This is a genomic window from Peribacillus sp. P4_B1 (assembly GCF_056402395.1).
Genome location: NZ_JBFUHM010000005.1, coordinates 37,679 through 63,104, shown reverse-complemented (window position 1 = coordinate 63,104; position 25,426 = coordinate 37,679). Strand labels below are relative to the sequence as shown.

28 protein-coding genes and 1 riboswitch are annotated in these 25,426 nt (G+C 41.8%); of the genes, 5 read left to right on the top strand and 23 right to left on the bottom strand.

What is annotated here, in order from left to right; genetic code table 11:
- Window positions 1-192: 192 nt before the first annotated feature.
- The 10 genes from AC1DVK_RS04185 to cymR all read right to left on the bottom strand — a co-directional run bounded on the left by AC1DVK_RS04185 (window position 193) and on the right by cymR (window position 9,760).
- A complete protein-coding gene (locus AC1DVK_RS04185; RefSeq protein ID WP_477625921.1) occupies window positions 193-1,269 on the bottom strand; it encodes an AI-2E family transporter in 1,077 nt (358 codons plus the stop codon).
- 227 nt (window positions 1,270-1,496) lie between these two features.
- Window positions 1,497-1,685, bottom strand: coding sequence for a hypothetical protein (locus AC1DVK_RS04180; protein WP_089361771.1), 189 nt, complete (start codon window positions 1,683-1,685; stop codon window positions 1,497-1,499).
- Window positions 1,686-1,701: 16 nt separating this feature from the next.
- Complete coding sequence (locus tag AC1DVK_RS04175) at window positions 1,702-2,376, bottom strand: PRC-barrel domain-containing protein (RefSeq protein ID WP_477625920.1); 675 nt, start codon at window positions 2,374-2,376, stop codon at window positions 1,702-1,704.
- Entirely contained in the window at window positions 2,303-3,073 is a 771-nt protein-coding gene (locus AC1DVK_RS04170) for a TPM domain-containing protein (protein ID WP_410861882.1), read from the bottom strand. Before AC1DVK_RS04170 ends, AC1DVK_RS04175 begins: the two co-directional genes overlap by 74 nt.
- Entirely contained in the window at window positions 3,073-3,639 is a 567-nt protein-coding gene (locus tag AC1DVK_RS04165; protein WP_410861883.1) for a LemA family protein, read from the bottom strand. The genes AC1DVK_RS04170 and AC1DVK_RS04165 overlap by 1 nt, the downstream gene beginning before the upstream one ends.
- Before the next feature lie 115 nt (window positions 3,640-3,754).
- Entirely contained in the window at window positions 3,755-6,163 is a 2,409-nt protein-coding gene (gene recD2 / locus AC1DVK_RS04160) for an SF1B family DNA helicase RecD2 (RefSeq protein WP_477625919.1), read from the bottom strand.
- A 36-nt stretch (window positions 6,164-6,199) separates the two neighbouring features.
- Window positions 6,200-6,865, bottom strand: a complete 666-nt coding sequence (locus AC1DVK_RS04155; RefSeq protein WP_477625918.1) for a tetratricopeptide repeat protein — start codon at window positions 6,863-6,865, stop codon at window positions 6,200-6,202.
- A 124-nt stretch (window positions 6,866-6,989) separates the two neighbouring features.
- A complete protein-coding gene (gene mnmA, locus AC1DVK_RS04150) occupies window positions 6,990-8,105 on the bottom strand; it encodes a tRNA 2-thiouridine(34) synthase MnmA (RefSeq protein ID WP_317777383.1) in 1,116 nt (371 codons plus the stop codon).
- Between the two features lie 29 nt (window positions 8,106-8,134).
- Entirely contained in the window at window positions 8,135-9,280 is a 1,146-nt protein-coding gene (locus tag AC1DVK_RS04145; RefSeq protein ID WP_477625917.1) for a cysteine desulfurase family protein, read from the bottom strand.
- Window positions 9,281-9,340: 60 nt separating this feature from the next.
- Window positions 9,341-9,760: a cysteine metabolism transcriptional regulator CymR gene (gene cymR / locus AC1DVK_RS04140; protein ID WP_089361582.1), complete on the bottom strand. Its 420-nt coding sequence runs from the start codon at window positions 9,758-9,760 to the stop codon at window positions 9,341-9,343.
- A 432-nt stretch (window positions 9,761-10,192) separates the two neighbouring features.
- Here cymR and AC1DVK_RS04135 point away from each other — a divergent pair, with 432 nt between their 5' ends.
- On the top strand, window positions 10,193-10,393 hold the full coding sequence (locus AC1DVK_RS04135) for a nuclease-related domain-containing protein (protein ID WP_477625952.1): 201 nt from the start codon (window positions 10,193-10,195) through the stop codon (window positions 10,391-10,393).
- Here the strand turns inward: AC1DVK_RS04135 and AC1DVK_RS04130 are convergent.
- Complete coding sequence (locus AC1DVK_RS04130; RefSeq protein ID WP_477625916.1) at window positions 10,342-10,554, bottom strand: hypothetical protein; 213 nt, start codon at window positions 10,552-10,554, stop codon at window positions 10,342-10,344. The genes AC1DVK_RS04135 and AC1DVK_RS04130 overlap by 52 nt on opposite strands.
- 27 nt (window positions 10,555-10,581) lie before the next feature.
- On the opposite strand from AC1DVK_RS04130, the gene AC1DVK_RS04125 reads away from it, so the two are divergent.
- Window positions 10,582-10,740, top strand: a complete 159-nt coding sequence (locus AC1DVK_RS04125) for a nuclease-related domain-containing protein (protein ID WP_477625951.1) — start codon at window positions 10,582-10,584, stop codon at window positions 10,738-10,740.
- Between the two features lie 286 nt (window positions 10,741-11,026).
- Here the strand turns inward: AC1DVK_RS04125 and AC1DVK_RS04120 are convergent, their stop codons facing one another.
- Entirely contained in the window at window positions 11,027-11,152 is a 126-nt protein-coding gene (locus AC1DVK_RS04120) for a hypothetical protein (RefSeq protein ID WP_477625915.1), read from the bottom strand.
- 222 nt (window positions 11,153-11,374) lie between these two features.
- On the opposite strand from AC1DVK_RS04120, the gene AC1DVK_RS04115 reads away from it, so the two are divergent.
- The gene (locus AC1DVK_RS04115; protein ID WP_477625914.1) at window positions 11,375-12,646 is read left to right on the top strand and encodes a replication-associated recombination protein A; all 1,272 of its coding nucleotides are present in this window, start codon (window positions 11,375-11,377) and stop codon (window positions 12,644-12,646) included.
- Window positions 12,647-12,675: 29 nt separating this feature from the next.
- On the opposite strand, the gene AC1DVK_RS04110 is transcribed toward AC1DVK_RS04115, so the two are convergent.
- From AC1DVK_RS04110 to AC1DVK_RS04090, 5 genes are all read right to left on the bottom strand, one after another.
- Window positions 12,676-13,323: a DUF2642 domain-containing protein gene (locus AC1DVK_RS04110; protein ID WP_477625913.1), complete on the bottom strand. Its 648-nt coding sequence runs from the start codon at window positions 13,321-13,323 to the stop codon at window positions 12,676-12,678.
- A gap of 257 nt (window positions 13,324-13,580) precedes the next feature.
- On the bottom strand, window positions 13,581-14,876 hold the full coding sequence (locus AC1DVK_RS04105; protein ID WP_477625912.1) for a hypothetical protein: 1,296 nt from the start codon (window positions 14,874-14,876) through the stop codon (window positions 13,581-13,583).
- 494 nt (window positions 14,877-15,370) lie between these two features.
- Window positions 15,371-16,063, bottom strand: coding sequence for an ABC transporter ATP-binding protein (locus tag AC1DVK_RS04100; RefSeq protein ID WP_477625911.1), 693 nt, complete (start codon window positions 16,061-16,063; stop codon window positions 15,371-15,373).
- On the bottom strand, window positions 16,060-16,437 hold the full coding sequence (locus AC1DVK_RS04095) for a GntR family transcriptional regulator (protein ID WP_089361589.1): 378 nt from the start codon (window positions 16,435-16,437) through the stop codon (window positions 16,060-16,062). Before AC1DVK_RS04095 ends, AC1DVK_RS04100 begins: the two co-directional genes overlap by 4 nt.
- A gap of 3 nt (window positions 16,438-16,440) precedes the next feature.
- Window positions 16,441-17,229, bottom strand: coding sequence for a hypothetical protein (locus AC1DVK_RS04090; RefSeq protein ID WP_477625910.1), 789 nt, complete (start codon window positions 17,227-17,229; stop codon window positions 16,441-16,443).
- Window positions 17,230-17,383: 154 nt separating this feature from the next.
- Between AC1DVK_RS04090 and tagU the strand changes: the two genes are divergently transcribed.
- Window positions 17,384-18,313 (top strand): polyisoprenyl-teichoic acid--peptidoglycan teichoic acid transferase TagU, encoded by a 930-nt coding sequence (gene tagU, locus AC1DVK_RS04085; RefSeq protein ID WP_410861941.1) that lies wholly within the window; start codon window positions 17,384-17,386, stop codon window positions 18,311-18,313.
- A 463-nt stretch (window positions 18,314-18,776) separates the two neighbouring features.
- Here tagU and AC1DVK_RS04080 read toward each other — a convergent pair whose 3' ends face one another.
- From AC1DVK_RS04080 to AC1DVK_RS04065, 4 genes are all read right to left on the bottom strand, one after another.
- Window positions 18,777-19,235 (bottom strand): hypothetical protein, encoded by a 459-nt coding sequence (locus AC1DVK_RS04080; RefSeq protein WP_477625909.1) that lies wholly within the window; start codon window positions 19,233-19,235, stop codon window positions 18,777-18,779.
- A 485-nt stretch (window positions 19,236-19,720) separates the two neighbouring features.
- Window positions 19,721-20,206 carry a VanZ family protein gene (locus AC1DVK_RS04075; RefSeq protein WP_061464175.1) on the bottom strand — a complete coding sequence of 162 codons (486 nt, stop codon included), beginning with the start codon at window positions 20,204-20,206 and terminating at the stop codon, window positions 19,721-19,723.
- Window positions 20,203-20,334 carry a YwzD family small protein gene (locus AC1DVK_RS04070; protein WP_477625908.1) on the bottom strand — a complete coding sequence of 44 codons (132 nt, stop codon included), beginning with the start codon at window positions 20,332-20,334 and terminating at the stop codon, window positions 20,203-20,205. Before AC1DVK_RS04070 ends, AC1DVK_RS04075 begins: the two co-directional genes overlap by 4 nt.
- A gap of 300 nt (window positions 20,335-20,634) precedes the next feature.
- Window positions 20,635-20,769 carry a hypothetical protein gene (locus AC1DVK_RS04065; RefSeq protein WP_260398956.1) on the bottom strand — a complete coding sequence of 45 codons (135 nt, stop codon included), beginning with the start codon at window positions 20,767-20,769 and terminating at the stop codon, window positions 20,635-20,637.
- A gap of 352 nt (window positions 20,770-21,121) precedes the next feature.
- On the opposite strand from AC1DVK_RS04065, the gene purF reads away from it, so the two are divergent.
- Window positions 21,122-22,492 (top strand): amidophosphoribosyltransferase, encoded by a 1,371-nt coding sequence (gene purF / locus AC1DVK_RS04060; RefSeq protein WP_477625907.1) that lies wholly within the window; start codon window positions 21,122-21,124, stop codon window positions 22,490-22,492.
- A 404-nt stretch (window positions 22,493-22,896) separates the two neighbouring features.
- Here purF and AC1DVK_RS04055 read toward each other — a convergent pair whose 3' ends face one another.
- Window positions 22,897-23,025: an anti-repressor SinI family protein gene (locus tag AC1DVK_RS04055; RefSeq protein WP_477625906.1), complete on the bottom strand. Its 129-nt coding sequence runs from the start codon at window positions 23,023-23,025 to the stop codon at window positions 22,897-22,899.
- Between the two features lie 18 nt (window positions 23,026-23,043).
- Window positions 23,044-23,127: riboswitch (cyclic di-GMP riboswitch) on the bottom strand.
- 434 nt (window positions 23,128-23,561) lie between these two features.
- Entirely contained in the window at window positions 23,562-25,361 is a 1,800-nt protein-coding gene (locus AC1DVK_RS04050) for an ABC transporter ATP-binding protein (protein ID WP_477625905.1), read from the bottom strand.
- Window positions 25,362-25,426 lie beyond the last annotated feature (65 nt).

Here is a 25,426-nt window from a genome sequence, read left to right as displayed (position 1 = left end):
CATGTCCATCACCTTCATAAAAGCCTTAACGCGGCATGACGGCAGGTATTAGCTGCTCTCAGGACTAGCTTTCTGCTGCTCTTCACCTTGCAGTCCCTTTCAGCCTAGGGGACCCCTCTCTTTTAGATGGACTTCAGCATACTTCATCCTTCAACGAATTATCTTATGTAATGGATTATATTCACAAGACTTTTATTTGTCAACAAGGGACGGCTTCTTTCTAAAGTGAACGCGGGCGTGCAGAACAAAAACTTTCAACACTGCCAAAATGGGAATCGAAAGGACCATGCCCGCGATCCCGCCTATTTCACCACCGGCCAATAATGCAAGCATGATGAACAGCGGATGCATATGAAGGCTTTTACCGACTATTAGCGGCGACAGGATATTCCCCTCAAGGAATTGGAGTGCAAGCACGATGACCGCAATGATCAATACCATTTTCACTGACATTGTCGCGGCGATAATCACTGCAGGAATGGCCCCGATTATGGGACCGAAATAGGGAATGACGTTCGTTATTCCGATTATCGCCCCCAAAAGCAGCGGATATTGCATTCCGACTATCCAGAAAAGCAGCGAGGAAATTAAACCGATCACGGCACAGACGATGATTTGACCGCGGATATAGCCTCCAAGTGACGCATCCACATCACGAACGAATGCCCGTCCCTGCTTTCGCCATTTTTTCGGTGTCATATACCATGCCATTTTTTTTAATGCCGTGAAATCTTTCAGGATATAAAAAGCAATGAATGGAATCAACGCAATCAGTAAGATGAAATCAATCATCTTCATTGCATACTCCATTGCCTTTTCGGGCATACGCTTCAGCCAGGCTTCAAAAAGGATGACACCTTCTTCGAATCTTTCATGAATTCCGAACGGCCAGGCCGCCGTTTGATGATTAAGCTTATCTATCCGGCTCCTGTACTGTTCAATCAGTTCCGGTACGCTTTCCGACAGCTCTCGAACCTGACTGACCATTACAGGAATGCCTTTATAAACAGCAAAACCAGCCCCTCCGAAAAACAGCAAATAGATGATTGTAATCGAAAGCCAGCGACGCATCCCTTTCTCATTTAAATATTCCACTACCGGGTGCAGCAAATAACTGATGAACGCACCAACCAAAAAAGGCAGCAGTACCGTCACACAAACAGTAACGACAGGTCCCCACATGGGCTTAAGTTTCATAAAAATATAGATAACGAAAAATAAGAGCAATAAAAAACCCAGGCGATAAAACCACTTTAGACGAATACTCACAATTAAACACCTCCCGCTCATTTATTCTTCGAAAGGCGGAAGGTTTTCATACATAAAAAAGAGTGCCCCCATTATCAGGACACCCATTCGGATTATAATAATGATTTTAATCTTTTGCGTATTTTCTTCATATTCCGTTTGATCATCTTCGAGTTCATCAAGTCCGAACCCATATTCATTAGATTATTGCGTGAACGTCTAGCCATTGCAAACACCTCTTCCGTTAATTACATACTGAAGCGGCGGTCATTTTCATCAAACAAGTCGTCCAAAGAGCTTAAACTTCCATCTTCCTCGACTTGGTGCGTATTAATGATCCCTTCGGATAAGGTCATTTCAATAAAGCAATTCCAACAATAATATTGATTAACGCCAATCTTCCCAACATCTTTACTGCGGCAATTCGGACATTTCATTTCCAAAATGGACACCTCACTGTTCATAAACTGAAACAATGATGGTATCCTTCCCAAATGCAGGCGGCTGTTTTGATTCTATCACTGTCGACTCCGAGAAAAACCCATCCGTTGTTTCATACGCTATAATCGTGCCCATTTTTTCCCTAAAATATACATCCTGCAGTAAACCAAGCTCCTCACCCATTTCTGAAAAAAGCATGCGTCCCAATAATTCGTCCTTCGTTAAGCACATGGAATCCGCAGGCACTTTCCCTAGGGCTGAATCCTGATGGACGATGAAGATCCCATCTGGACCGAAAGAAGATATTTCGTCCAGTTTTAAATGAAAAGCTCTTTTGAACAATGCCTGTTGATGAATGACCAAGCCTGTTACCTGACCCGATTCAGATATCGATAAATCGTGGACCGTGCCGATCCTTTCTCCTTTGGTTGTAAAAATCGGCATCCCTTTCAATAAAGAAAACGTCCGCAAGGTCATCCCGCCTTTCCGAACATTTTTATTATCTCTTTCATCATGAAAATAGATGTGCTGAAAGGTTTTCCATTGTTGCCCGACCTTACCGATATCCAGTGAGCGGGCATAAAAAAAGACCGGTTTCCCGGTCAGATCCACCTTACCATCCTCTGCTGGAACCTCCGCCGCCGGAACTTCCGCCGCCGCCGTCCCGTGGACCGCTGCCGCCTCCACGGCCACCGCCACCTCCGCGACTGATGAACATCAAGAGGATATTGAGTAATATTTGAAGGAAAAACCCTTTAAAGAACTTGGCATCGATGATGAATACGATGATGACAACGATGATAATGAGAAAAATCTGTAAACCTGATGGCCGAAAAGTTTCTGACTCGGGCTGAACGGATAGATCTTGATGAAACTCGTCACCTAAGTTATATTCTTTCGTGACATCGTTATATACGGCCTTATAGGTTTCAGTCAGGGCAAGGTCGGAATTACCCGCCTTCAGCTCGGGGATAGCCACATTGTCCAAAATCTGTCCCGATCTTATGTCGGTAATGGCACCTTCCAAACCGTACCCCACTTCAATACGGATTTTCCGTTCTTTCTTGGCCAGAACGATGAGGACTCCATTGTTCAGTTCTGCATCACCAAGCTTGAATGACCTAAATGCCTGTACCGAGTACTCTTCAATCTCAGATCCTTCCAACGAATCCACCGTCAAAACGGAAATTTGTGCTTTTGTGGCATCATCCAACCGTTTCCCAAGCTCGATGAGTTCGGATTTTTCCTGATCATCCAGGACTCCGGCAAAGTCCTGGACATATATATCCCCAACTGGTTCAGGAATTTTAGGTTGTGCTGCGACTACGTTTGCTAAACTGAACGTGAGAATGAAAAATAGCGCAAACACAGCGAGTCTTTTCATTATTTATCGCTCCCGAAATCAACCTTTGGCGTTTCTTTTTCTTGATCGGTCACTTCAAAATATGGTTTGGTATCGAACCCGAACGCGCCTGCCATCATATTCTTTGGAAAACGTTTAATCGTCTTATTATAGTTGGTAACTTCATCATTATAGTCTTTCCGTGCTACCGCCAAGCGATTTTCCGTCCCCTCCAAACTATCCATGAGACCCTTGAAGTTTTCATTGGCCTTTAGATCCGGATAGTTCTCGACAACCACCAAAAGACGGCTTAAAGCCCCACTCAATTCTTGGTTCGCATCAATAGCATCTTTAGTCGAATTGGCACCTGCCAACTTCGAGCGTGCATCACTCACCGCTTTAATGGCTTCCGTTTCATGCGAAGCATAACCCTTCACCGTTTCGACAAGATTCGGAATCAAATCCGCTCTGCGTTTCAATTGGTTATCCACCTGTGACCACTTATTGTCTACGTCTTCATTGGCGCTTACAAGACCGTTGTAGGAAGATGCCCCATAAATGACAAGTAAAACGACAACGACTATTCCTATTATCCAACCTTTTTTCATCCAAATCCCCCCTGCTCTTTCACATTCATATAAGTTATATTCTATATTAGTTCCACCAAAACTATGAATTTCAAACAAAATTTATCAAAATGAAGAACCAAACATTGATCATCAGCTACATAAAATCATAAGGCGTGACATCCTCCATCCCGATCATCGGGTCAGCATTCGTGAAGATTTCAAGATAACTTGCTTCACGCTCTTGCACCTCTCCCTTTTCCACCGGCATATCCTCTTCACTCAAAATCTCCCGCAGCTTTTCACGCAAAGTCGTTTTCCGGCGCATCTCATCATTACGCTCGATCCCTAGACGGAATGCATCTTCTTCACCGCAAAGGATCAAGAAATTTTTACTGCGGGTAATCGCCGTATACAATAAATTACGGCGGAGCATCCGATAATAACTTCTCACTACAGGTAAAATGACAATGGGGAACTCGCTTCCCTGCGACTTATGGATGGAGCAGCAATAAGCATGTGTAATCTGGTTCAAGTCCTGTTTCGTGTATGTCACTTCGATTCCCTCGAACGATATGATTACTTTATCGACATGATCGGTATTTTCCTTAGCGAACAATATGGACACGATTTCACCCATATCGCCGTTAAAGACACCCTCCTCTGGCTGGTTAACCAGTTGAAGCACCTTATCTCCCGTTCTGTATATCACGTCTCCGAATTTAATTTCCCGCCGCTTTTCATCCGCATTGCTATTGAACACTTCCTGAAGCATTTTATTCAGTGCATCAATCCCGGCAGGCCCTCTATACATGGGAGCCAGCACCTGTATATCCCTGGCGGTGAAACCCTTCGTCCTCGCATTCGCAACCACTTTCTCGATTACTTGAGCGATTTGCCCGGTCTGGCAGCGAATGAACGATCGATCTTCTTGCTGCTTCGTCACATCATCCGGAAGCTTTCCTTTTTTGATACCATGGGCTAATTCAATGATCGATGAGCCATCAGCTTGACGATAAATATGTTCCAGACTGACAGTAGGCACACAATTCGACGCAAGCAAATCCTTTAAAACCTGCCCAGGGCCAACCGATGGCAGTTGATCTTCATCACCTACCAATATCACTTGGACATTTTCCGGCAAAGCCTTAAACAGTTGATTGGCCAGCCATGTATCCACCATGGAAACCTCATCGATGATCACGATCCGGCCATCCAACTGATTATCCTCATCATGGGAAAAGCCTTCACTCCCGTTCCACCCCAGCAAACGGTGGATCGTAACAGCGGGGAGTCCAGTCGATTCGGCCATTCGTTTCGCTGCACGGCCAGTAGGAGCCGCAAGAACGAATGGAAATGGATCGCTTCCCTCTTTTTTATAATCATTAATGTCCATGGATACACCATGCAGCTCTGCATATAGCTCAACAATCCCTTTGATTACCGTCGTCTTACCAGTACCAGGTCCCCCCGTCAAGATCAACATGGGCGACTGCAGGGCTGTTTGTATCGCCTCTTTTTGAGCTGAGGCATAAGAAACATTTAGACGCTCTTCCAGCTTCCCAAGGGCCAGTAAAAATTCCGATTCCGGGAACTGGTCTTCATACTCGGTTTGTGCGAGTATCCGCTTGATGTTCGTAACAATTCCCTTTTCAGAATAGTAAAGTGAAGGCGGATAAATTCGTTGATCCTCGACAACGATTTTTCCCTCTTCCGTCAATTCGATTATTTCCGAGGAAATGTTCGTGAACTCTATGCGATCCCGTTTATTTTCCTCAAGCAATCGCTTGACCGCTTCCAATAGCTGCTCGGCTTCTATGTAGATATTTCCATCCTGAAGGCATTGTGATTCAAGTGTATACAAGCACGCAGCCTTGATTCGGTCGGGATGGCTGCCGGAAATGCCAAGCTGATGCCCAAGCTCATCCGCCCGTCCAAAACCGATCCCTTCAATATCCTCTACGAGCTTATATGGATTTCCCTGAACCATCGTGATCGTATCCTGTTTATACAATTGATAAATCTTCATCGACAGCTGCGGACCGAAGCCATATTGATTCAGGGCGATCATTACCTGCTCCAGACCTTGATGCTCGACTAATGTATCATAGAGGCCCTTTGCCTTTTCCCCGGATAGCTTCGGGATTTCATCAAGTAACGAAGGCTGAGCCAGAATTTTGGAAATTGCCTTTTCCCCTAGTGTATCAACAATGCTCTCGGCTGTTTTTTTTCCAATGCCTTTGAACAGGTCACCGGATAAATAACTGACGATGCCTTCCTTTGATTGGGGCAAATCCTTGCGAAAATGCTCTACATGAAATTGAAGGCCAAAACGCGGATGTTCCTTCATCGCCCCATAAAAAATATAGATCTCATCCTCATGCATCCTTGGAAAGTAACCTGTCACGACAGCTTCCTTCTCTTCATAATTCAGATTCGTTTCATGCACACGAATTCTTACAACCGAGTACATATTTTCTTCATTATGAAAGATCGTCACCAAATGACTTCCTTTCATGAACATTTTCTCTTCTGAAAACAAATCCAATGAATCTTGCTGGCTCAACGCTTCTCCCCACCTTTCCATGCATATGCAGTCTATTTACTCAGCATTCATTTCTTCCATCAGTTTCTTTCCGTGTGCCGCAAGCATATGGTCAGGCTGTGCTTCCAAAGCTTTATCAAAATAAGCCATCGCCGCCTGCGCATCCTCACGATACCCGGCAAACGCAACACCTAAATTATAATAAGCATCGGCATGGCCTGGATCCTGTTCCACGACTATATTCAGTTGATTGATCAATTCATCATATAACTCCGCATTTGCAAGACATAGCGCATATTGAAATCTCGCATCAACGTCATCAGGGCTCAGCTCCACCGTTCTCTGTAAATAAGGCATCGCCAATTTAGGTTGATCTAACGCCATCAATGTCAATCCAAGCATAAAGTAAGCATCGCTGTTCTCCAGACCCAAACGAATAGCCTTTTCAAACATATCCTTCGCTTCGATTAATTTAGTATCGGTTTCATAGTATAAGTTTCCTAATGAATAGTAAGCCGCAGCTGCATTTTCATCCAGCTCAATCGCCTTTTTGTAAAACTTGACCGCTTTATCCGTTTCACCCACTGCAGTCAGTACATTCCCAAAGTTTATGTAGGCAACAGGCTCATTTGGATTTTCCTCGATTGCCTCATTAAAAACTTTCGCCGCTTCTTCGTATTTTCCTTGCTGCATAAACTCAATTCCTTGTTGATTCTTATCCATGATCATTTCACACTCCATTTTTCATATTAAAAAGTATAGCATAAGCCATCGGTCGAATTCAGACAGCACACCCTTAATCCAAAAGAAGTCCCCAACCGCAAACACAGCTGGGGACATGCTTATTTTACCCTACGTAAGTCAGTTTTTCACCTTTTTTAAATACTTCATCAATCGTACCGCCACCCAGGCACACTTCTCCATCATAGAATACGACTGCCTGTCCAGGTGTGATCGCGCGGACTGGCTCGTCAAAGATGACTTCGACATCACCATTTTCCAGAACCTTCACCTTAACACCGCTATCCTCTTGACGGTACCTGAACTTTGCCGTACATGTAAATTCACCAGCAGGTATATGTTCCGCTACCCAGCTGACATTCACTGCACGAAGGGAATTGGAATACAGCACATCATTATCAAAGCCTTGACACACATATAATAGATTGCGCTTCAAGTCTTTTCCCGCAACAAACCAAGGTTCGCCGCTGCCGCCAATCCCTAGACCGTGACGCTGACCAATCGTGTAATACATCAATCCGTCATGCTTGCCCATGACCTTTCCATCCATCGTGACCATATCACCGGGCTGTGCTGGTAGGTAATTGCTTAAAAACTCTTTGAAATTGCGTTCACCGATAAAACAGATGCCTGTTGAATCTTTTTTCGTTGCCGTAGCAAGACCCGCTTCTTTCGCAATCTCTCGGACTTCCTTCTTATCAATGTGTCCAAGCGGAAACATGACTTTTTCCAATTGTTCTTGAGTAAGCTGGTTCAAGAAGTAGGTTTGATCCTTATTATTATCAATACCGCGAAGCATCTTGTATTCGCCATCCCGGTATTCAACCTGTGCGTAATGGCCTGTAGCCACATAATCGGCACCAAGGCTTACCGCATGTTCTAAAAATGCCTTGAATTTGATTTCCTTATTGCACATTACATCCGGATTCGGGGTGCGGCCCGCTTTATACTCATCCAAGAAATAAGTGAATACTTTATCCCAATATTGCTTTTCGAAATTGACCGCATAATAAGGGATGCCGATTTGATTACAAACGGCAATTACATCATTGTAATCTTCCGTTGCCGTACAGACTCCGTTTTCATCTGTATCATCCCAGTTCTTCATGAATATCCCGACCACATCATAGCCTTGATTCTTCAATAGCAGGGCTGACACAGAAGAATCCACGCCTCCTGACATACCCACGACGACGCGTGTATCTTGTGGTGCTTTATTCATTCTGTCACCTCATTTATTTAAAGAAGGAATTATCTTCCAACTAATCTTTTAACGATTTTCACGGTGGTTTCAGCAGCATGCCTGACTTCCTCTTCCGTGTTGTTCAAACCGAAGCTGAAACGAATCGAATTCTTCGTACGCTCCGAATCTTTCCCGAACATCGCCACAAGCACATGCGACGGATCGATTGACCCTGCTGTACAAGCGGATCCGCTCGATACCGCAACACCTGCCAAGTCCATATTAACGAGCATCGATTCCACATTCGTACCCGGGAAACTAATATTCAGCACATGTGGCAGCGACTGTTCCATTGATCCGTTAATTTCATATTGTACATCCGCCCCATCAAGAACGGCAAGCAATACGTCTTTATATTGCTTGTATTGCTCCTTTTTCTTTTCCATCATGCTTTGTGCAATTAAAACAGCTTCTGAAAAACCGGCAATGGCCGGCACACTCTCCGTACCCGCTCGGCGTTTGCGTTCTTGTTCCCCGCCATATAAATGCGGATTCAGCTTCAAGCCTTCACGTATATATAGAAAGCCGATTCCTTTGGGACCGTTGATTTTATGCGCTGTTACACTCAGCAAATCCACACCCAATTCACGAACATCGATAGAGATCAAACCATATGCCTGAACGGCGTCCGTGTGGAAAATGGCTTGATGACCTTTGAGCAATTGTCCAATTTCAGCAATCGGCTGAATCGTTCCGACCTCATTATTGCCGAACATGACCGAAACCAAAATCGTATCGTCCCGCAATGCCGCCTTTAAATCGGCAATGGAAATAAGCCCCGCTTCATTCACAGGTAAATATGTGATTTCAAAGCCAGACTTCTCAAGGAATTGGCATGTATGCAAAACCGCATGATGCTCGATCTCCGTCGTTATGATGTGCTTTCCTTTTTCTTCATAAGCATTCGCAACACCAATGATCGCCGTATTATCCGCCTCGGTTCCGCCGCTCGTGAAAATGATTTCATTCCGCCCGGCACCGATGCTTTTTGCAATACTCGAACGCGCCTCATCTAAAACATGGCGAGCCTCCCGCCCGAAAGCATGAATGCTCGACGGATTACCAAAGTCATGGCTCATGACTGTCATCATTCTATCGATCACATTCGGATGCATCGGTGAAGTCGCAGCATGATCTAAATATATTCTGTCCACTTTATTGTCGCCTCCATTAAAAAACGCAAGCGCCCACATAATAGGCGCATTGCTGATCACTTAAATATAGTACATATAAGAGTTGATTTCACCCGTATCCTTATAGTTCGCCAAATCCATAAGCGTCGTATTATCCAATACATCCTTCACAGCATCGCGGATCCGGATCCAAAGCTGGCGCTTCACCGGCTCTTCATCCTCAATGCCTTCAACAGGGGTAATCGGCCCTTCCAATACGCGAATGACATCACCCGAAGTAATCTCCTGAGGATCCTTAGACAAGACATACCCGCCATACGCACCACGGACACTCTTCACCAGCCCTGCATTACGTAGCGGCGCAATCAACTGCTCCAAATAATGCTCCGACAGATTATGCGTCTGGGCAATCGATTTCAAACTTTTCGGGCCTTCTCCATAGTGTTTAGCAAGCTCGATCATAATCGTTAAACCATAACGGCCTTTAGTAGATATCTTCATACATATACACCTCAAATTATTTATCCGTTTCTAAATTCTTTTGAAATTATAGCATATTCCCGCCAGAAATGCATTCAACCTCCCTTCATTTGTCAAATTATCCTAATTGGAGAGGTGGGGAATATATTGTTAAAAGACGGATTATCCAGTGTCAAGGACGAATTATCTACGCCAAGGACGAATTATTATCTATCAAGGGACGAATTAACTTCTTTGTAAGACAACGTACATTTTTCAAATGAAAGTTCTGTTCTTTGACACATTTACTTTTACTAAAAATAAGGAAACCTATCATTAATAGAGAATATTTCTATTATTAAGGAGTGGTTATGATAAAAGAATGTGAGATACCTTTAAAAGTACATATGATAGAAGTTCTAATGAGACGCTTACAACCTGATCATGCTAAGCAACCGATATTAAACTAAAGACATCAAAAAAATCAAAGCTGGATATAGCGGGGAATATAGAGTCTTATCATCTCTAAATACCCTTCCTGAAAAAGAGTATCTATTTTTTCATGACCTCCGTCTAATTGGATCACCCTTCCCCTTCCAAATCGACATCCTCATTGTCACTTCTTATTTTTTATTAAGGCTGTTTTCACATACTTTGTTGCTATTTACCAGGTAGTGAGTTGTGGTTGATTTCCCCTCCAGATGCTCGCTTTCCTTGGTGCGGGCGGTGAGCCTCCTCGGCGTAAACGCCTGTGGGGTCTCACCTGCCCCGCTGCTCCCGCAGGAGTCTCGCACTTCTGCTCCAATCAACCTTAAATAGTTTCGTTTTAAAAACAACAATCTTTACGAAAAGAGCCTTTATTAATTATTGAAGTGAAAAACATGGCTGGTGAAATCTATTTCGACAACACATTCAATCAACTTATCCGCACAAATCCAGATGGAAAAACAGAAGCTTTTGATGATCCAATTCTGCAAGTGAACCGGCCGCGCCAACAGCTAGTTGAATGGTTGAAATTTTAAAAAATCATCAATCTCCCAGTAGAAATATTAGTCGTCAGCGCCAATTCATCAACGATAATACGAGCTGAGAACAGAGATATTCATGGAAAAGTGATACGTAAAGATAGTATTCTTATAAAAATTTCAGAATTCAAGGAAAAATATGAAAAGAAGAATATCTACTATATTGCTCGACGAACATACGCCTTATATCCCAAATATTTTGGAAAGTTACGGAATACCCCTCACCACCCTTTAAACCGGAGTATACCGCCATAAATGTTATGCTTTTTCTATGGAGAGACGATTAAGAAAGTGGATTTGCCGTACATGTTTGCATTCTTCCCATGATGCCCACATCTCTGCTCTTCAGGATTATGTATTCCTCGTTAAACCAACCATTACCAACAGCGAATTCCGGCAATTCCTCCAACTCAAATCTCCATCAAGTGCAAAAAAGTTATTAACCACATTAAAATTACATCATTCCGGCAACACCAAAGGAAGAGTTTACTTTTTACGTTCGATTATTGAGGATAGGACGAATTAGCTGCCTTAAGGGCGCATTAAATACTAATTCAACTGCATTCACAGCATAATCAGCGCATTTTCCCCATAAGTTGTGATACCTTTATATTAAAAGGAGAGGTGCGCAATGAATATTAAACCGCTTGCTTTCCGGATGCGGCCTCGATCGATTGATGAGATCATCGGGCAGGAGCATCTGGTCGGTGAAGGGAAAATTATCGCAAGGATGGTGAAGGCCAAGCAGCTTTCTTCCATGATTCTGTATGGTCCGCCGGGAATTGGCAAGACATCGATTGCAAGTGCGATTGCCGGAAGCACGAAGTTTGCTTTCCGGACGCTGAATGCGGTGACCAATAATAAAAAGGATATGGAAATCGTGGCAGCCGAGGCTAATATGTCCGGTAAAGTGATTCTGCTGCTTGATGAGGTACATCGACTCGATAAGGCAAAACAGGATTTTCTATTGCCATACCTTGAAAACGGGATGATTACCTTGATCGGTGCAACGACCAGCAATCCCTATCATGCAATCAATCCGGCTATCCGAAGCCGTTGCCAGATTTTCGAGCTCAAATCCTTGGAAACCAATGATATAACTACAGCTCTGGAACGGGCACTTCATGATGAAGAGCGGGGGCTTGGTGCGTATGAAACGGATGTCAGCCTTGATGCCCTTACCCATTTCGCGACTTCTTCAAACGGAGATGTCCGCAGTGCCCTTAACGCTCTTGAGCTCGCCGTCATTTCCACAGAACCCGATGAGTCCGGAACGATTCATATAGATCTGCAAATTGCCGAAGAATGCATGCAGAAAAAAAGCTTCTCACATGATAAGGATGGAGATGCCCATTATGATGTTCTGTCGGCTTTCCAAAAATCAATTCGCGGAAGTGATGTGAATGCAGCCCTTCATTATTTGGGGCGCTTGGTCGAAGCCGGTGATCTTGTCAGCATTGCCCGCCGCATGGTGGTCATTGCCTACGAAGATATAGGTCTTGCCAATCCTCAGGCTGGTCCCAGGGCCCTCGCTGCAGTCGAAGCCGCTGAACGGCTCGGTTTTCCTGAAGCCCGGATTCCACTTGCCAACTCAGTGGTCGAGTTATGCCTATCACCCAAATCGAACACGGCCATTGTCGCAATTGATGCAGCGCTTTCCGACATTCGCAGCGGCCATAGCGGAGATGTACCGGACCATCTTAAGGATGCCCATTACAAAGGAGCCACAGATCTCGGACGCGGCATCGGTTACCTTTATCCGCATGACTACGAGAATGGCTGGGTGAAGCAGCAATACTTACCGGATAAACTGCGCAGCAAAAAATATTACAAACCGAAAAAGAGCGGGAAATTTGAACAAGCCCTGGCATCGGTCTATGAAAATATCGAGAAAAAGAAATAACTCCGGATCGCTTTAGACCCGGAGTTTTTTTATTGTGGGAAATGAAAGCTTTTGACATGTCTCATATTGACAAAGATCGCCTCCCCATGAGCATTCACCATCTCAATGATGCCATCTTTCACCGTACTGAGCTTACCAATATTCTTCGGATGCATCCCTAAGTCGAGCACCACCAGTTTATTGGTCAGCTTTTTCATCTGTTCCTCCAATGTCCTGGCCCAGCTTAAAGATGAGATCTGTGCCAGTTGCTCTGATTTATTCAAACCGTAAGGGCCTTTTTCATCATTTGTAACCGAAAGCCACTTCAAATGATCCATTGAGATGAACATCGTTTTAAATACGGGCGAATAAAAGACGAAATAGTTATTCATGATTCCCACGATATAGCCATGAACCGAGTGTTTTTTCGTGAGCAGGATTTCAACGAACCTCCCCTTCGCATTCATCAACAATTTTCGGAATGATGTCTCTTCGATCTCCAGCTCTCCTCCCGACCCAAACTCCTCTTCGATCATTGGAAAGGAAATATTCTTAATGTGCCTGAATGGAATGTAACGGTACACTTTTCCAGTATACAAGACGATGATGTCCGAGCTTTCTTCAATTAAAATCCCCGCTTCATGTATATTCCCTGCGAGCTCAAGTTCCATATACTGTCCTATATGTTTTGATAACAAGCGTTGCTTCCTCCTTTCTATTGAAATCAATCAAACCAAACAGTATGCTTTGTTCCAACTTGAAACCAGGTTACCAGTCATAATGGTTGCTTGGCCATTTTTTTATCAGTTCCAAATAGCATTTGAACTGATAAAATCGTCATTAAAAAAGTTTATAGAATGAAACATCTCCCATCATGGGCAAAAGCGGCATGTCCACTTTCCATAAGAAGGCACAACAACTCCATATTGGTTGCTGTACCTGTTTGGTATTTCTTTTACCGTGGGTTTTGGGTTGTTGCTTTGATTAAGTTCTCAATCCATATTTGCTTGAACGTATTTACTCGAGGACCCCGAAGTCCCCCTAAACCTCCATTTGATGAACTGCTTGAAGAGCTTTCGTATGATGAACTGCTTGAAGAGCTTTCAATGAATGAACTGCTGCTTTCAACAGAAGAACTTTCATCTAATGAACTGCTGCTTTCAACAGAAGAACTTTCATCTAATGAACTGCTGCTTTCAACAGAAGAACTGCTGCTTTCGTATGATGAACCTTTTCTTTTGTCTGAAGAACTGCTGCTTTCGTCTGATGAACTGCTACTTTCGTCTGATGAACTGCTGCTTTCGTCTGATGAACTGCTGCTTTCAACAGAAGAACTGCTGCTTTCAACAGAAGAACTGCTGCTTTCGTCTGATGAACTGCTGCTTTCGTCTGATGAACTGCTGCTTTCGTCTGATGAACTGCTACTTTCGTCTGACGAACTGCTACTTTCGTCTGATGAACTGCTGCTTTCATCTGACGAACCTTTGCCTTTGTATGATGAACCGCTTGAACTGCTTCCTTTTGACGAACCTCCAGCTGAAGTGCCTCCATTTGCAGAGTTTGCACCTTCTGCTTCTGCTTCGCGATTTTCATTTACCTGTACAGTTATAACTACGAATTGGATATGATCCGTTGTCACATAAAATAATTCTTCATGATGAACAACGATAAGGTGGCTGTCAGTAACTTCCATCAGGATGCCCTCAACTTTATTAGGTCCTCCAGCACTGACGGATACCCAATTGTGGACTAACCGTGATAGTAAGCCGTTAATTGTTTCTGTACCGTCACCAAATTGAGGCAATAACTCATTGTCCGCCAGCTCCAGCACTGTTACACTTTTAATATGGGAAATCGGGTATAGAACAAGCCCGTCATTCTCACTGGATAAAATTAAAAATTCCTCTTTTACATCTACAACCCGGCCAACTTTTGATGCCGGACCGCCGCCATTCACTTGAATGCAGCTAGTTTGAAGTGATTCCAGCATACCTAAAAAATTTGCTGGAAATACTGTTTCTTCTTCGTTGATCGAACATAAATCAAGTTGAGATTTTTTCGCATTCCTCACAACAATTTTCAAATGCTCGATGGCGAAATATACGAGTTGATTTTGTTCTGTTTGAATCACGATATAATCGCTCTGCACTGTTAAAAGCTTGCCTTCTCTAGAATCAGGCCCGCCTTTAAACGCCCTGACAAATTTCCCTGTTAAAGCTTCAAGGTACGGTAAACCAACAGTCTCTTCCATTTTTCCTTTAGCCTCCAATAGTTATTTATACTTTAGTGATATCCGTACTGCATATATATGCGCCTTCTTTCTAATACGGACTCTGCTAATCACCCATTTTGTAGTAAATCATCGTACGCCTAGAAAAATGTTATGAAAAAAACTCTTTCCATTCTATTAAACTATTAAAAAAGGGCCTTCCTTTTTAATAAAAAAACTCCGGAATTTTCCCCGGAGTTACTTCATCATTTACCTTATTGAACGAAATGGCCTTTCTTCCAAGTTACTTAATAATTCCGTCATTTCCCCTCTACTGCTTAACCAAACGCTTCCACACTGGATAACGGCAAATTCATCTCGATCAGCAGAATTGAAAAGGATCCTTGGAAGCAGCCAATAGATCTTTATATACCTCCCATTTGCAAAACAGACTTGCACTCCCTCATAACCTGAAAGTCTGCTCGTATGTCAGGAAAAAAAAAGAATACTCCAAATGGAAATTTGGAGCATGACATTTACCTATGTTTTTCCTTTAGCCACCCGATTACCGATTTCCCACCGTTTTCGCGGAGATCCTCAGCTTCTTCCTTTCCAATGGCATTACCATCCTTGATCACGATCACCTCATCAAGGATTTTCTCGATTTCCTCGATTTCATGAGTGGCCATGATAACCATTTGCCTTTCAAAATCGATATAAGACAGCAAGCTCCGTACTATCGACTCCCTAACCATAACGTCCAAACCTGAGAATGGTTCATCCAATAGCACGACCGGTGCCTCCCGAGACAGGGCCAGCACTAATTTAAGCCGTCCCCGATTACCTTTCGACATCGTACGGACCTTCTTCCGGACATCCAATTTCATGAATGCCAGCATTTCAATTGCCTTATCCAGGTTAAAATCAGCAAATTGCGATGCATGAAAATCAATATACTGACCTGCGGTAAAATTGGTATAGAAAAAATCAAGCTCTGACAGATAAGAAACAACAGAAGCCGTCCTCCTGCTTACCGGCACCCTATCGACCGTCACCTCTCCATGATCCGGTTTCGCGAGTCCGGCAATCAGTTTGAGCAATGTTGACTTACCGCTGCCATTGGCCCCCAACACCCCATATATCTTCCCCACTTCAAACGTGAGTGAAACACCATCAAGGGCAGTAATGCTTCCATACTTTTTCGTTACATCATGCAGCTCAACCGTCATTTTGCATCCCCCTGCTTCTTCAGAAATTGCTGTACCGCTGTCAGCATTTCTTCTCTCGACAAGCCGATTTCTTTCATATTTTCAACGAATGTCTCGATAACTTCCGTTTGAATCCGGGTACGCAATGATGCAATCAGCATCGGATCATTTTTAACGAATGTACCCTGCCCCCTTCTCGTCTCCACAATTCCATCCCTCTCAATCTCGGTATAAGTACGCTGGATCGTATTCGGATTGACACCCATCTCGACTGCCATTTCGCGGACCGATGGCAGCTTATCCCCACTCTTTACCTCACCCCGTACAATTGAATAACAAATTCGATCGGCAACCTGTAAATAAATCGGCTTTGAAGCATGAAAATCCTCTGACATCCTTTACACCTCAATCTTTCGGTCCAAGAGCCAACATGAAGCGAGGAACAATATCACTAATGCGATAACATCCAACCCGCTTGTCAAAAGCGAAATATTCCCTCTACCTTCTAGATAAAACTCCAACTTGGCTTGAGACAAGCTAAACGACGAACCGTTAAAAGCAGGTACAGCCCATAGATCATCCAGTTTCTTATATATCTCGGTATTTCCAACCCAATTTTTCACCAAAACCATTCCTATAAACAGAAAGGACACAATCAGCCAACGAATATTTTTAATAAGCTGAATCCTTGCGAGTGCATGATACACTACCCATAAAAACATCATTAGCACGGCAATGACAATACTGGCCGCCGCCATAACCCCGCCTATCTGTAACAAGCCTACTAATCCCGAAAAACTTTCCACCTGAAAGTCTGGCTGAAAATAACCGGTCGGAACCCTAAAAGCCACAAATACTAAACAGCAGGCAAATAAAATTGAAACCACCTGAAAAAGCACACTTGACAATAATTTACTTCCAAGCAGCATCGCCGCAGACTGGGGATTATGAATCCACAACTGCGTCTTCCCCTCATAATTCAAACATCCAAAAATCAAAGAGAACATAATAAATGGTTGTAAAAACATGATTATCCATGTGCACATATAAAAAAGACCTGCAACTTCCAAATACCTTGATGCCAATAAAGCAATAAATACTAAACCAACCTGTGCAACCAATAGCCAGAGAAGTGTGGATTTCCCGATCAGCCACTCCTTTATCATTAAACCTTTAAACGAATTCAACTTCCCAACCCCTTCATTATTGTTCTAGTTACATAGTACACAGTTACACCAATATATGTCAAAAGCATTATAAAATAACAAAATATACTATTCTTTTATAGTGAATTTAAATATAATAGATGAAGTGGTTACTATAAGAGGAAGGAAGTAAGATATGAGACATGAAAAAAAGACGAAAAAGAAACGGACATGGCTGAAGGTAGTCGGTATAATTGTCCTACTTTTCATATTAGCTGGGGGAGCGTTTGCCTACTCCTTATGGAATGCTCTAACTAAAACCGTTGACTCAATGCATACACCCATAGACCGTAACACGGATAAACGTACAAAAGACCTGGCACTATCGGATCAGGAGCCCTTCTCGATGCTCATGCTCGGTGTCGATGAACGTGATGGCGACAAAGGCCGTTCAGATACAATGATCGTCTTGACGGTCAATCCACAAAAGAAGTCAGTCAAAATGCTAAGCATTCCGCGTGATACACGGACCGAGATCGTCGGTCATGGTACACAGGATAAAATCAACCATGCGTTTGCCTTCGGCGGCGCAAAGATGTCCATGGATACTGTTGAGAACTTCCTCGATATCCCGATCGACTATTATATGAAGATCAATATGGAAGGATTTAAGGATATCGTTGACGCAGTCGGCGGAGTGACTGTTCAAAACGATTTGGACTTCACCTCCGATGGCATTCATTTTGCGAAAGGTTCGCATACTCTTAATGGGAAAGAAGCCTTAGCCTATTCACGAATGAGGCATGATGATCCTAATGGTGATTTTGGCCGTCAGTCCAGGCAACGTTCCATCATCGAGGCTGTCATCAGGGAGGGTGCGAGTGTTTCCTCTCTGACGAAATACAATGATGTCTTCGACGCACTAGGCAATAATATCCAGACGAATTTGACATTTGATGACATGATGGACATCCAAAAGAACTACAGGGACGCTAGCAAAAGCATTACCCAATCATCCATAAATGGCAAAGGAACGAAAATCGACGGAATCTACTACTATATTGTGTCGGATGAGGAAAAAGAAAAGGTTCAATCCGAATTAAAAGAACAATTATCCATCAAATAAGAAAAAATGAAAAAGCTGTCCGGGCCTGCATCCCGACAGCTTTTTCATTTTCACCGTCCAATAATCTGACAAAAAACGAACACCAATTGTAGAGATTTGTTGGAATTTTTGTTGTTTATTAGGCATGAAAAAACGGTATAATCTAGTATGAGCCGATACTTACATTTCCCCTTGCCCCTTTCATCACTTGACACTATTATTCTTTGGACCCGGAATTCCATCAACCATCATTCATCAACCATAATAAATAATCCTAAACAAAAGGAGTGGATTTAATTGAAAATCAAAGCAGGCAGCTGGGCTATGCTAAGCACACAGGACAAAATGTTTATTCTGAAAGCCATCAGTGATCGCTCAAGAATGAAATATGTTTCATGATAAGTAGACCCATTGGATCATTATACGAGAGCATCGCCTCTCCCTTTTCACTAAAACGAACTTGTGCCTGAAAAAGGAGAGGAATCTATTCAAACTGATAATTCCATAACAAACGCCATTCGCCTTTTTCTTTAACGACATAGCAATCCTGTTCCAATGTAAACACCCCAAAACGAGAATTGAAGACCTGTGTAACTGGAATTTTAAAGGCCGTTTTATGCACCCTTCCATCCTTATCCAGACTCCAGTTCTTCACTTTCTTAACACGGCCTACATCATACTGAAAGGTCTCCACATCCATATGCTGTAAAAACACATGGGAGCGGTTTTGCACATAATCTGCCCGATTCGGAAACCGCAGCTTCATTTCAGAACTTAACAAATCCCAGGACTTCCCGAACTCCGCTTCGCTTTCATACTCATAAAAATCTTCCACCACGCTTTTTGAACCGCTCGGCCAAAGAAAAATGATCCAAGCCCCTGCAGCAAATGCCAGGAGAATAATCGCCAATGCTCCCAGTGGAACCTTATTCTGTCTCCTCACTCATCAATCACCCTCACAGGTTATCATTCATTTATATATATAGGGGAAAACGATAAAAAAGAAGCATGTTATTAGACAAAGCCGTTCTCTTTTGAGGTACCGCATGCTAGTTTATTAAATTATTGTTGTATTCCCTTTATGCGGTCGGAATCCCTCTAACTTCGGCATGTTACTTTCGCTCATGTGGAGTCATTCCAAGATGGGCCTTTCTTTTAGAAAATTGCAATGGCAGAATAAATGTGTAATAAACACATTATCGTATTTATTATTTTATCGTATTTTGCAAATATCTTTTTATTGAGTTAACATTGGAATCTGTATAGCCATCGACTTATGGAATAAAAAGATTTCCATCCTTCAAAAACACTAAAAGCAGTGCGATTTCACTTGCGAAATCCACTGCTTTTACTTGTTTTCATTCACTTTTTCCTGTGCGGACACTCCAAAAGAAAGCATATGGTTAGTAGTTTATGTGAAAGGATCTCTCAGATTCTAGGACTTCTCCATCGATAAAAGAAAAGAAAAAAGAATATTCCCAGCAAACCGCCAAACGTGTCCAGCATGACATCCTGCCATAAGGGAGTTCGGCCACCTGTTAGTTTTTGATGCAGCTCGTCAGCACTTGCATAAAAAAGGATGCATAAAAAAGCGCCTGGAAACGAAAGAACAGGATTCTTCACAAAACGGCGCCAAACACCATATGTCAATAATCCAAACACAAAAAAGATAAAAAGATGGGCACCCTTCCGAAGGAAAAACTCCAGAAAACCATTCACCCCTGCTGTTTGGGCACTCACTTCAACGCCACCATACATGAATGAAATGCCGCTTAATCTATCATACCAATACGGCGTATTGAACTGTGTCAATAAAGGGGAAATGCTTTGCTCCTCATACGTTTGCGAGGAAAAAAAGAAGATGACCATCGCCCATAAAACGAGCAAACCCGGGACGTAGTATCTACGGATCATATCCTATCAGGTTCTTCCATGATCCCGCTTAATTTCTCCTTAATCTCCTCCACCAGTTCATTTACAGTAACATCCTGCCCAGACTCTCCTTTGGCAAAAGTGTCTTTTAAAATATCAAAAAAATCCATTCGAATGTTCTCCACTCCAATATAATTGAGCCACCATTTCATACTGTTGTCCTAATCCTTTTTTTCAAAAATAAGGAATATAGCTCTTTTTATTTGATAATCACATATAAAGTGGTGATTGGCAAGCGGAATTAATCTACAAAACGGTAAAATCTGAGTTTTTAAAGAAATAATCACAAAAAGTTCATAACTGATGGAATATTAAAATCATCAGTTGAATAGATGCAGTTCATTTGTTGTAAGAGCCAAATGAAAAAAAACAAAAAAGGGGTGATTCCTCAGCCCCTTCGATACCCACTATTATTGCCCCATTAAATAAGTCATCAATGAAATCAATACTAAAGTAATGGTGATATAAGTCCCAATAAAAATTTTCTTGCTTCTCTGTTTCTTTTCATAAACTTCCTCGAACGTAATGAATTTGTTTTTTGTCATCAAATAATCTCCTTTTATTTTGATGGCAGCTATCTGACATCGCCTTCCGCGAAGTCCCTTTGCTTGATATTTATAGTTATATCGGCATATAACCGAAAACATTTAGGTATTATTCACTATATATTTTATCATACAAAGTACCTTAATTAATATATTCAATTCTACCAACAAGTCTTTTATTCCAAGGTATTCATTCTTAATGCAAAGCAATTATCCCTACCTGTTCATAGAACTGTTTTTTGGGCTGCAATTTGTTTAAACCATATCCATTTACCTATTAGTAAATAAAAAGGATAGAAATTCACCCTTTGCCAAAAATAACAAAAAGGATATCAACGAGAGGAAGAGAAAAATGGATGCAGAAATGCAGGAGAAATGCGGGGTATTTGGAGTGTTTAATCACCCCAAAGCAGCCGAACTAACTTATTACGGACTTCATTCACTTCAACACCGTGGTCAGGAGAGTGCAGGAATTGTGGCTAGTGATGGGAAATCATTCAGGAGTCACAGGGGAATGGGATTAGTTACCCAAGTATTTTCACGGGACATCCTTGATGGGTTAAGCGGAAATATGGCCATTGGTCATGTACGATATTCAACTTCTGGTGAAAGTTTATTGCAAAACGCACAGCCCCTCGTTTTTAAATATAGCGAGGGGGACTTGGCTGTTGCTCATAATGGCAACCTCGTAAATGCAAGGATAGAACGGGATGTGTTACAACAGCAGGGAAGCATATTTCAAACAACAACCGATACTGAAATTATTGCCCACTTAATAGCTCGTTCAAGTAAAAAGCATTTCGCAGAAAGCGCACCTGATATGCTTAAACGTATCGACGGTTCATTTGCCTTGATTATAATGACTGAAAAACAAATGCTAATTGCCTTGGATCGTCATGGGTTACGTCCGCTTAGCCTTGGGAAAATTGGCGAATCAATCATCGCCTCCTCAGAAACATGCGCTTTAAATGCGGTTGATGCTAAGTTCTGGCGGGAAGTTGAACCGGGTGAATGGCTTCTTATAGATGAAAATGGAATTCAAACTGGAAGATTTGCGGAAAAAGGTAAGGTTTCCCTTTGCTCCTTTGAATTTGTCTATTTTGCCCGTCCAGATAGCGTCATTCAAGGAAGAAGTGTCTTAGCAATCCGAAAGGAATTAGGTCAAATTCTGGCAAAAGAACATCCGACAGAGGCTGATGTTGTCGTTGCAGTTCCCGAATCAAGCGTCCCTGCCGCCATTGGTTTCTCCCAACAATCAGGAATTCCATATGAAATGGGGATTATTAAAAACCCTTATGCTGGTCGTTCATTCATTGAGCCCACGCAAGAATTGCGCGACTTAGCTGTTCGACTGAAATTAAGCGCTGTGCAAGAAATCTTGGAAGGAAAAAAGGTGGTATTAGTCGATGATTCGATTGTTAGGGGAACGACAAGCAAGCGCATTGTCCAATTGATTCGGCAAGCAGGTGCCATGGAGGTCCATGTAAGAATTAGTTCACCTATGGTTAGAAACCCTTGTTTTTATGGAGTGGATATGCCAACTAAGGAAGAACTATTTGCCAACAAACACGAACACGAACGAGCGATGGGACAGGTTATCGGGGCAGATTCATTAGCCTTTTTAAGCACCGAAGGGTTATTAGAGGCAGTAGATGTAGATCTTGGAGAAACTAGCAGTCGCTGTATAGCCTGTTTTAGTGGGGCTTACCCAACTGATATTTGATGGATATGCAGGCATCACACAAAAACAACTGTCTTTGTGTGATGCCTAAAACCCCATTTTCCTAATATTAAACCCGCGCGGTATTTCTCCCCCTGACAGTCGAACTCCTCGACCACCAATGAGTGTATCCTTTTATTCCGAGTCTTTAACTTTTTATCTTATAAGTTCATTATAATTTTGACCCACCCGAAAAATGACAACCACAAGGGCAGACTGAATAAGGTTCCCCATATGATTCCCTTCATAATATTTGCAGGTCCATCCATAATAAAAATCCCTCTCATTTAAGTTGATTTTAATATTGTGTCCATGATTCATTGTTCAGGATACCCTTTCATATGTTTTTGGTAAAAAAGTCCATAAAAAAAAGACTGAATATCAGTCTTCCATAAAGTAAATATTTATTAACTCATTAGGAACTTATTATCTCTATTACCTAAGATGAACTCCCGTACATCTTCAATGGATAATCCTAAATTTTTAGCCTCTAAAATTAAATAAACCCATTCTTCTAATTCATTTTTTGCTTTCATGACAAATTCCGCCCCATTTGTGGTAACTCAGCCGCCATAGCATTTAGCCTTAGACCTGTAATTTTGCGTCCCTACTTTTCAATAGGTTTGCCTTTCCCAAGAATATATTAATCCTTCATTTAAATCTATTGAAAAAGACTTTTTGATTCTCTGTTTTCATGGCGCTCAGCCATCATGTCCTCAAAAAAAATTCCCCTACTTTAATACTATATTAATATTAATTATACTTAAAAACGTAACAATTGCTCATAATATTATTCGTTTTTTTATGTCATTTTTCCACATCATTCATCAAAAAGTGACATTACAACATATAACTCAGGTAAAATGCGCTTTCTTTAAACAATTTTATTAAAAAAATAGAGATATAATCCTATAATTAACTCATATTTGCTATACTGAAAAAGTATTTCGAATCAATTGGCTTTACTAGTAATAAAATGATTCAGTTTTAATTAATTTTCCCTAAGAAAAAAAGCCAGCATTACAAACCATAATATGGCTGTAACCTGACTGTTTATTATATATTTTAGAGTTTACACACTTGATTCCATTTGGATCCCTAATAAATTGCTAAACATCCCTCTTTTTTCACTCGCTAATTGGTTATATTCACCGACCTGAATAATTTCTCCCTGATCCATGACCAACACTTGATCGGCATTGCGAATCGTCGATAATCGATGAGCTATTACAATGATGGTCATTTTTCCTTTTAATCTTTCAATTGCAGATTGAATCTTTGCTTCGTTTTCGGTATCCAGTGCACTTGTTGCTTCATCCAAAACAAGGATGGCTGGTTTACGCAGAATCGCTCTGGCCAGTACTAGACGCTGTCTTTCTCCTCCTGACAGGCGGACACCTCGATCACCTATGAGTGTATCCAAACCTTGAGGAAGCTTTCTGACAAAATCGGCAGCTGCAGCGAATTCCAAAGACTCCCATATGGATTCATCACTTGCATCAGGGTCAATGATCAGCAAATTTTCCCTTATTGTTGCATTAAAGAGAAATGGATCCTGTGGAATATAACTTATGGACCTCCGCAACGATAATAAGCGGTCATTTGTAAGGGGAGTATCATCTATTCTGACTTCACCCTTATTAGGCTGATTCAACCCCATTAAAATATCTATTAAGGTGCTTTTTCCGGCACCCGATCGCCCTACAATAGCCGTCATCCGGTTAGAGGGAATGTGTACGTTTATATTTTTAAGGGCATACGTACTCTCACTTTGATCATAACTAAAATACACATTACGACAATCTAACCCTCGTTTAATTTCAATAGGCTTGATATTTTTATAATCGGATTCATATAACTCTCTCGCAACTCTACATTCGTTTTGTAAATCCGACAATGCTTTAAAAGATGGAAGCGTAGATCCTATTTGCTCTAAATTAGATTGAATGCTAGTGAACCTTGGCCATAACCTTGAGAAAATAACCATGATCAGCATTAATTGTGCTGGCTGGGCCATGAACATCTTTATCGAAAAAAACACAAAAATGGCAATTAAAAGTGAAGATACGATTTTGAAGATCATTTGGGAAGTTGTATTTAACGTCGTTAACTTGATTCTGTTTTTTTCCATTCTCTCACTTAAAGAAAGAAACCAATTCAAATGAGACTCCTCTAGTGAATTACTTTTGATATCTTTCATTCCGTTAAGGTGATCTGTCATACCCGCTAAATATGTTTGTGTTAACTGAAAGGTTTCCTTTCCTATAGACTGAGACTTTTTCACAAATTTCCGGGACGAAAAAATAAGGATGAACCCAAAGGCTATTATAAAGCTCGTCATTGGAACAGATAAATAAAAGGCTATACCGATTTGAATGAAAGTAAATATAAGGGAGGCTATAAACTGTAAAAATAAATTTATCCCTGCACTCACATTGAAGGTTTCATTAGTCATGATGTTGATAATATCGGTTTTCCTCTTTTTTAGGTAAAACCCCCAATTCACTTGCAGCAGACTGCCATACGCCTCATCCCTTAACTTTCTAACAAAACCCTGTTGGATTTTCACTCCCAGGATTGTTTGATTCCGCTTAAATACACTTTGTCCTACCATTAATATCACGTAAACTCCAAGTATTAATATAAGACTGAGCGTTTCCGGGATTCCTAAGAATAATTCATTAACCCAGCTTAAGAAAGGAACTTCATCCGTTTTTATATCCATTACACCGGTCAATCCAATCAATGGGATCAATAAGAAAATTCCTACACCTTCTAAAAAACCTATTAAAATCATACAAATAAGATTGATATATAGAATTTTCCCCGAATAATCATGTATTCGTTTGGTAAAAAGTAAGAGATGCTTCATAATCATGTCCTCCATTCGCAGGCCCTATTTAATCGTTTTCCTCCATGTTACCCGGTGGCACCATA

Excerpts from the sequence above, each read along its gene's own strand:
- purF (WP_477625907.1), top strand. The coding sequence starts at position 21,122 with ATGGATGCAGAAATGCAGGAGAAATGCGGGGTATTTGGAGTGTTTAAT.
- AC1DVK_RS04105 (WP_477625912.1), bottom strand. The coding sequence starts at position 14,876 with ATGGAAGAGACTGTTGGTTTACCGTACCTTGAAGCTTTAACAGGGAAA.
- AC1DVK_RS04055 (WP_477625906.1), bottom strand. The coding sequence starts at position 23,025 with ATGAAAGCAAAAAATGAATTAGAAGAATGGGTTTATTTAATTTTAGAG.
- tagU (WP_410861941.1), top strand. The coding sequence starts at position 17,384 with ATGAGACATGAAAAAAAGACGAAAAAGAAACGGACATGGCTGAAGGTA.
- AC1DVK_RS04100 (WP_477625911.1), bottom strand. The coding sequence starts at position 16,063 with ATGACGGTTGAGCTGCATGATGTAACGAAAAAGTATGGAAGCATTACT.
- AC1DVK_RS04115 (WP_477625914.1), top strand. The coding sequence starts at position 11,375 with ATGAATATTAAACCGCTTGCTTTCCGGATGCGGCCTCGATCGATTGAT.
- AC1DVK_RS04170 (WP_410861882.1), bottom strand. The coding sequence starts at position 3,073 with ATGAAAAGACTCGCTGTGTTTGCGCTATTTTTCATTCTCACGTTCAGT.
- mnmA (WP_317777383.1), bottom strand. The coding sequence starts at position 8,105 with ATGAATAAAGCACCACAAGATACACGCGTCGTCGTGGGTATGTCAGGA.
- AC1DVK_RS04050 (WP_477625905.1), bottom strand. The coding sequence starts at position 25,361 with ATGAAGCATCTCTTACTTTTTACCAAACGAATACATGATTATTCGGGG.
- AC1DVK_RS04065 (WP_260398956.1), bottom strand. The coding sequence starts at position 20,769 with ATGACAAAAAACAAATTCATTACGTTCGAGGAAGTTTATGAAAAGAAA.
- AC1DVK_RS04070 (WP_477625908.1), bottom strand. The coding sequence starts at position 20,334 with ATGGATTTTTTTGATATTTTAAAAGACACTTTTGCCAAAGGAGAGTCT.
- AC1DVK_RS04165 (WP_410861883.1), bottom strand. The coding sequence starts at position 3,639 with ATGAAAAAAGGTTGGATAATAGGAATAGTCGTTGTCGTTTTACTTGTC.
- AC1DVK_RS04155 (WP_477625918.1), bottom strand. The coding sequence starts at position 6,865 with ATGGATAAGAATCAACAAGGAATTGAGTTTATGCAGCAAGGAAAATAC.
- AC1DVK_RS04095 (WP_089361589.1), bottom strand. The coding sequence starts at position 16,437 with ATGTCAGAGGATTTTCATGCTTCAAAGCCGATTTATTTACAGGTTGCC.
- AC1DVK_RS04075 (WP_061464175.1), bottom strand. The coding sequence starts at position 20,206 with ATGATCCGTAGATACTACGTCCCGGGTTTGCTCGTTTTATGGGCGATG.
- AC1DVK_RS04180 (WP_089361771.1), bottom strand. The coding sequence starts at position 1,685 with ATGAAATGTCCGAATTGCCGCAGTAAAGATGTTGGGAAGATTGGCGTT.
- cymR (WP_089361582.1), bottom strand. The coding sequence starts at position 9,760 with ATGAAGATATCTACTAAAGGCCGTTATGGTTTAACGATTATGATCGAG.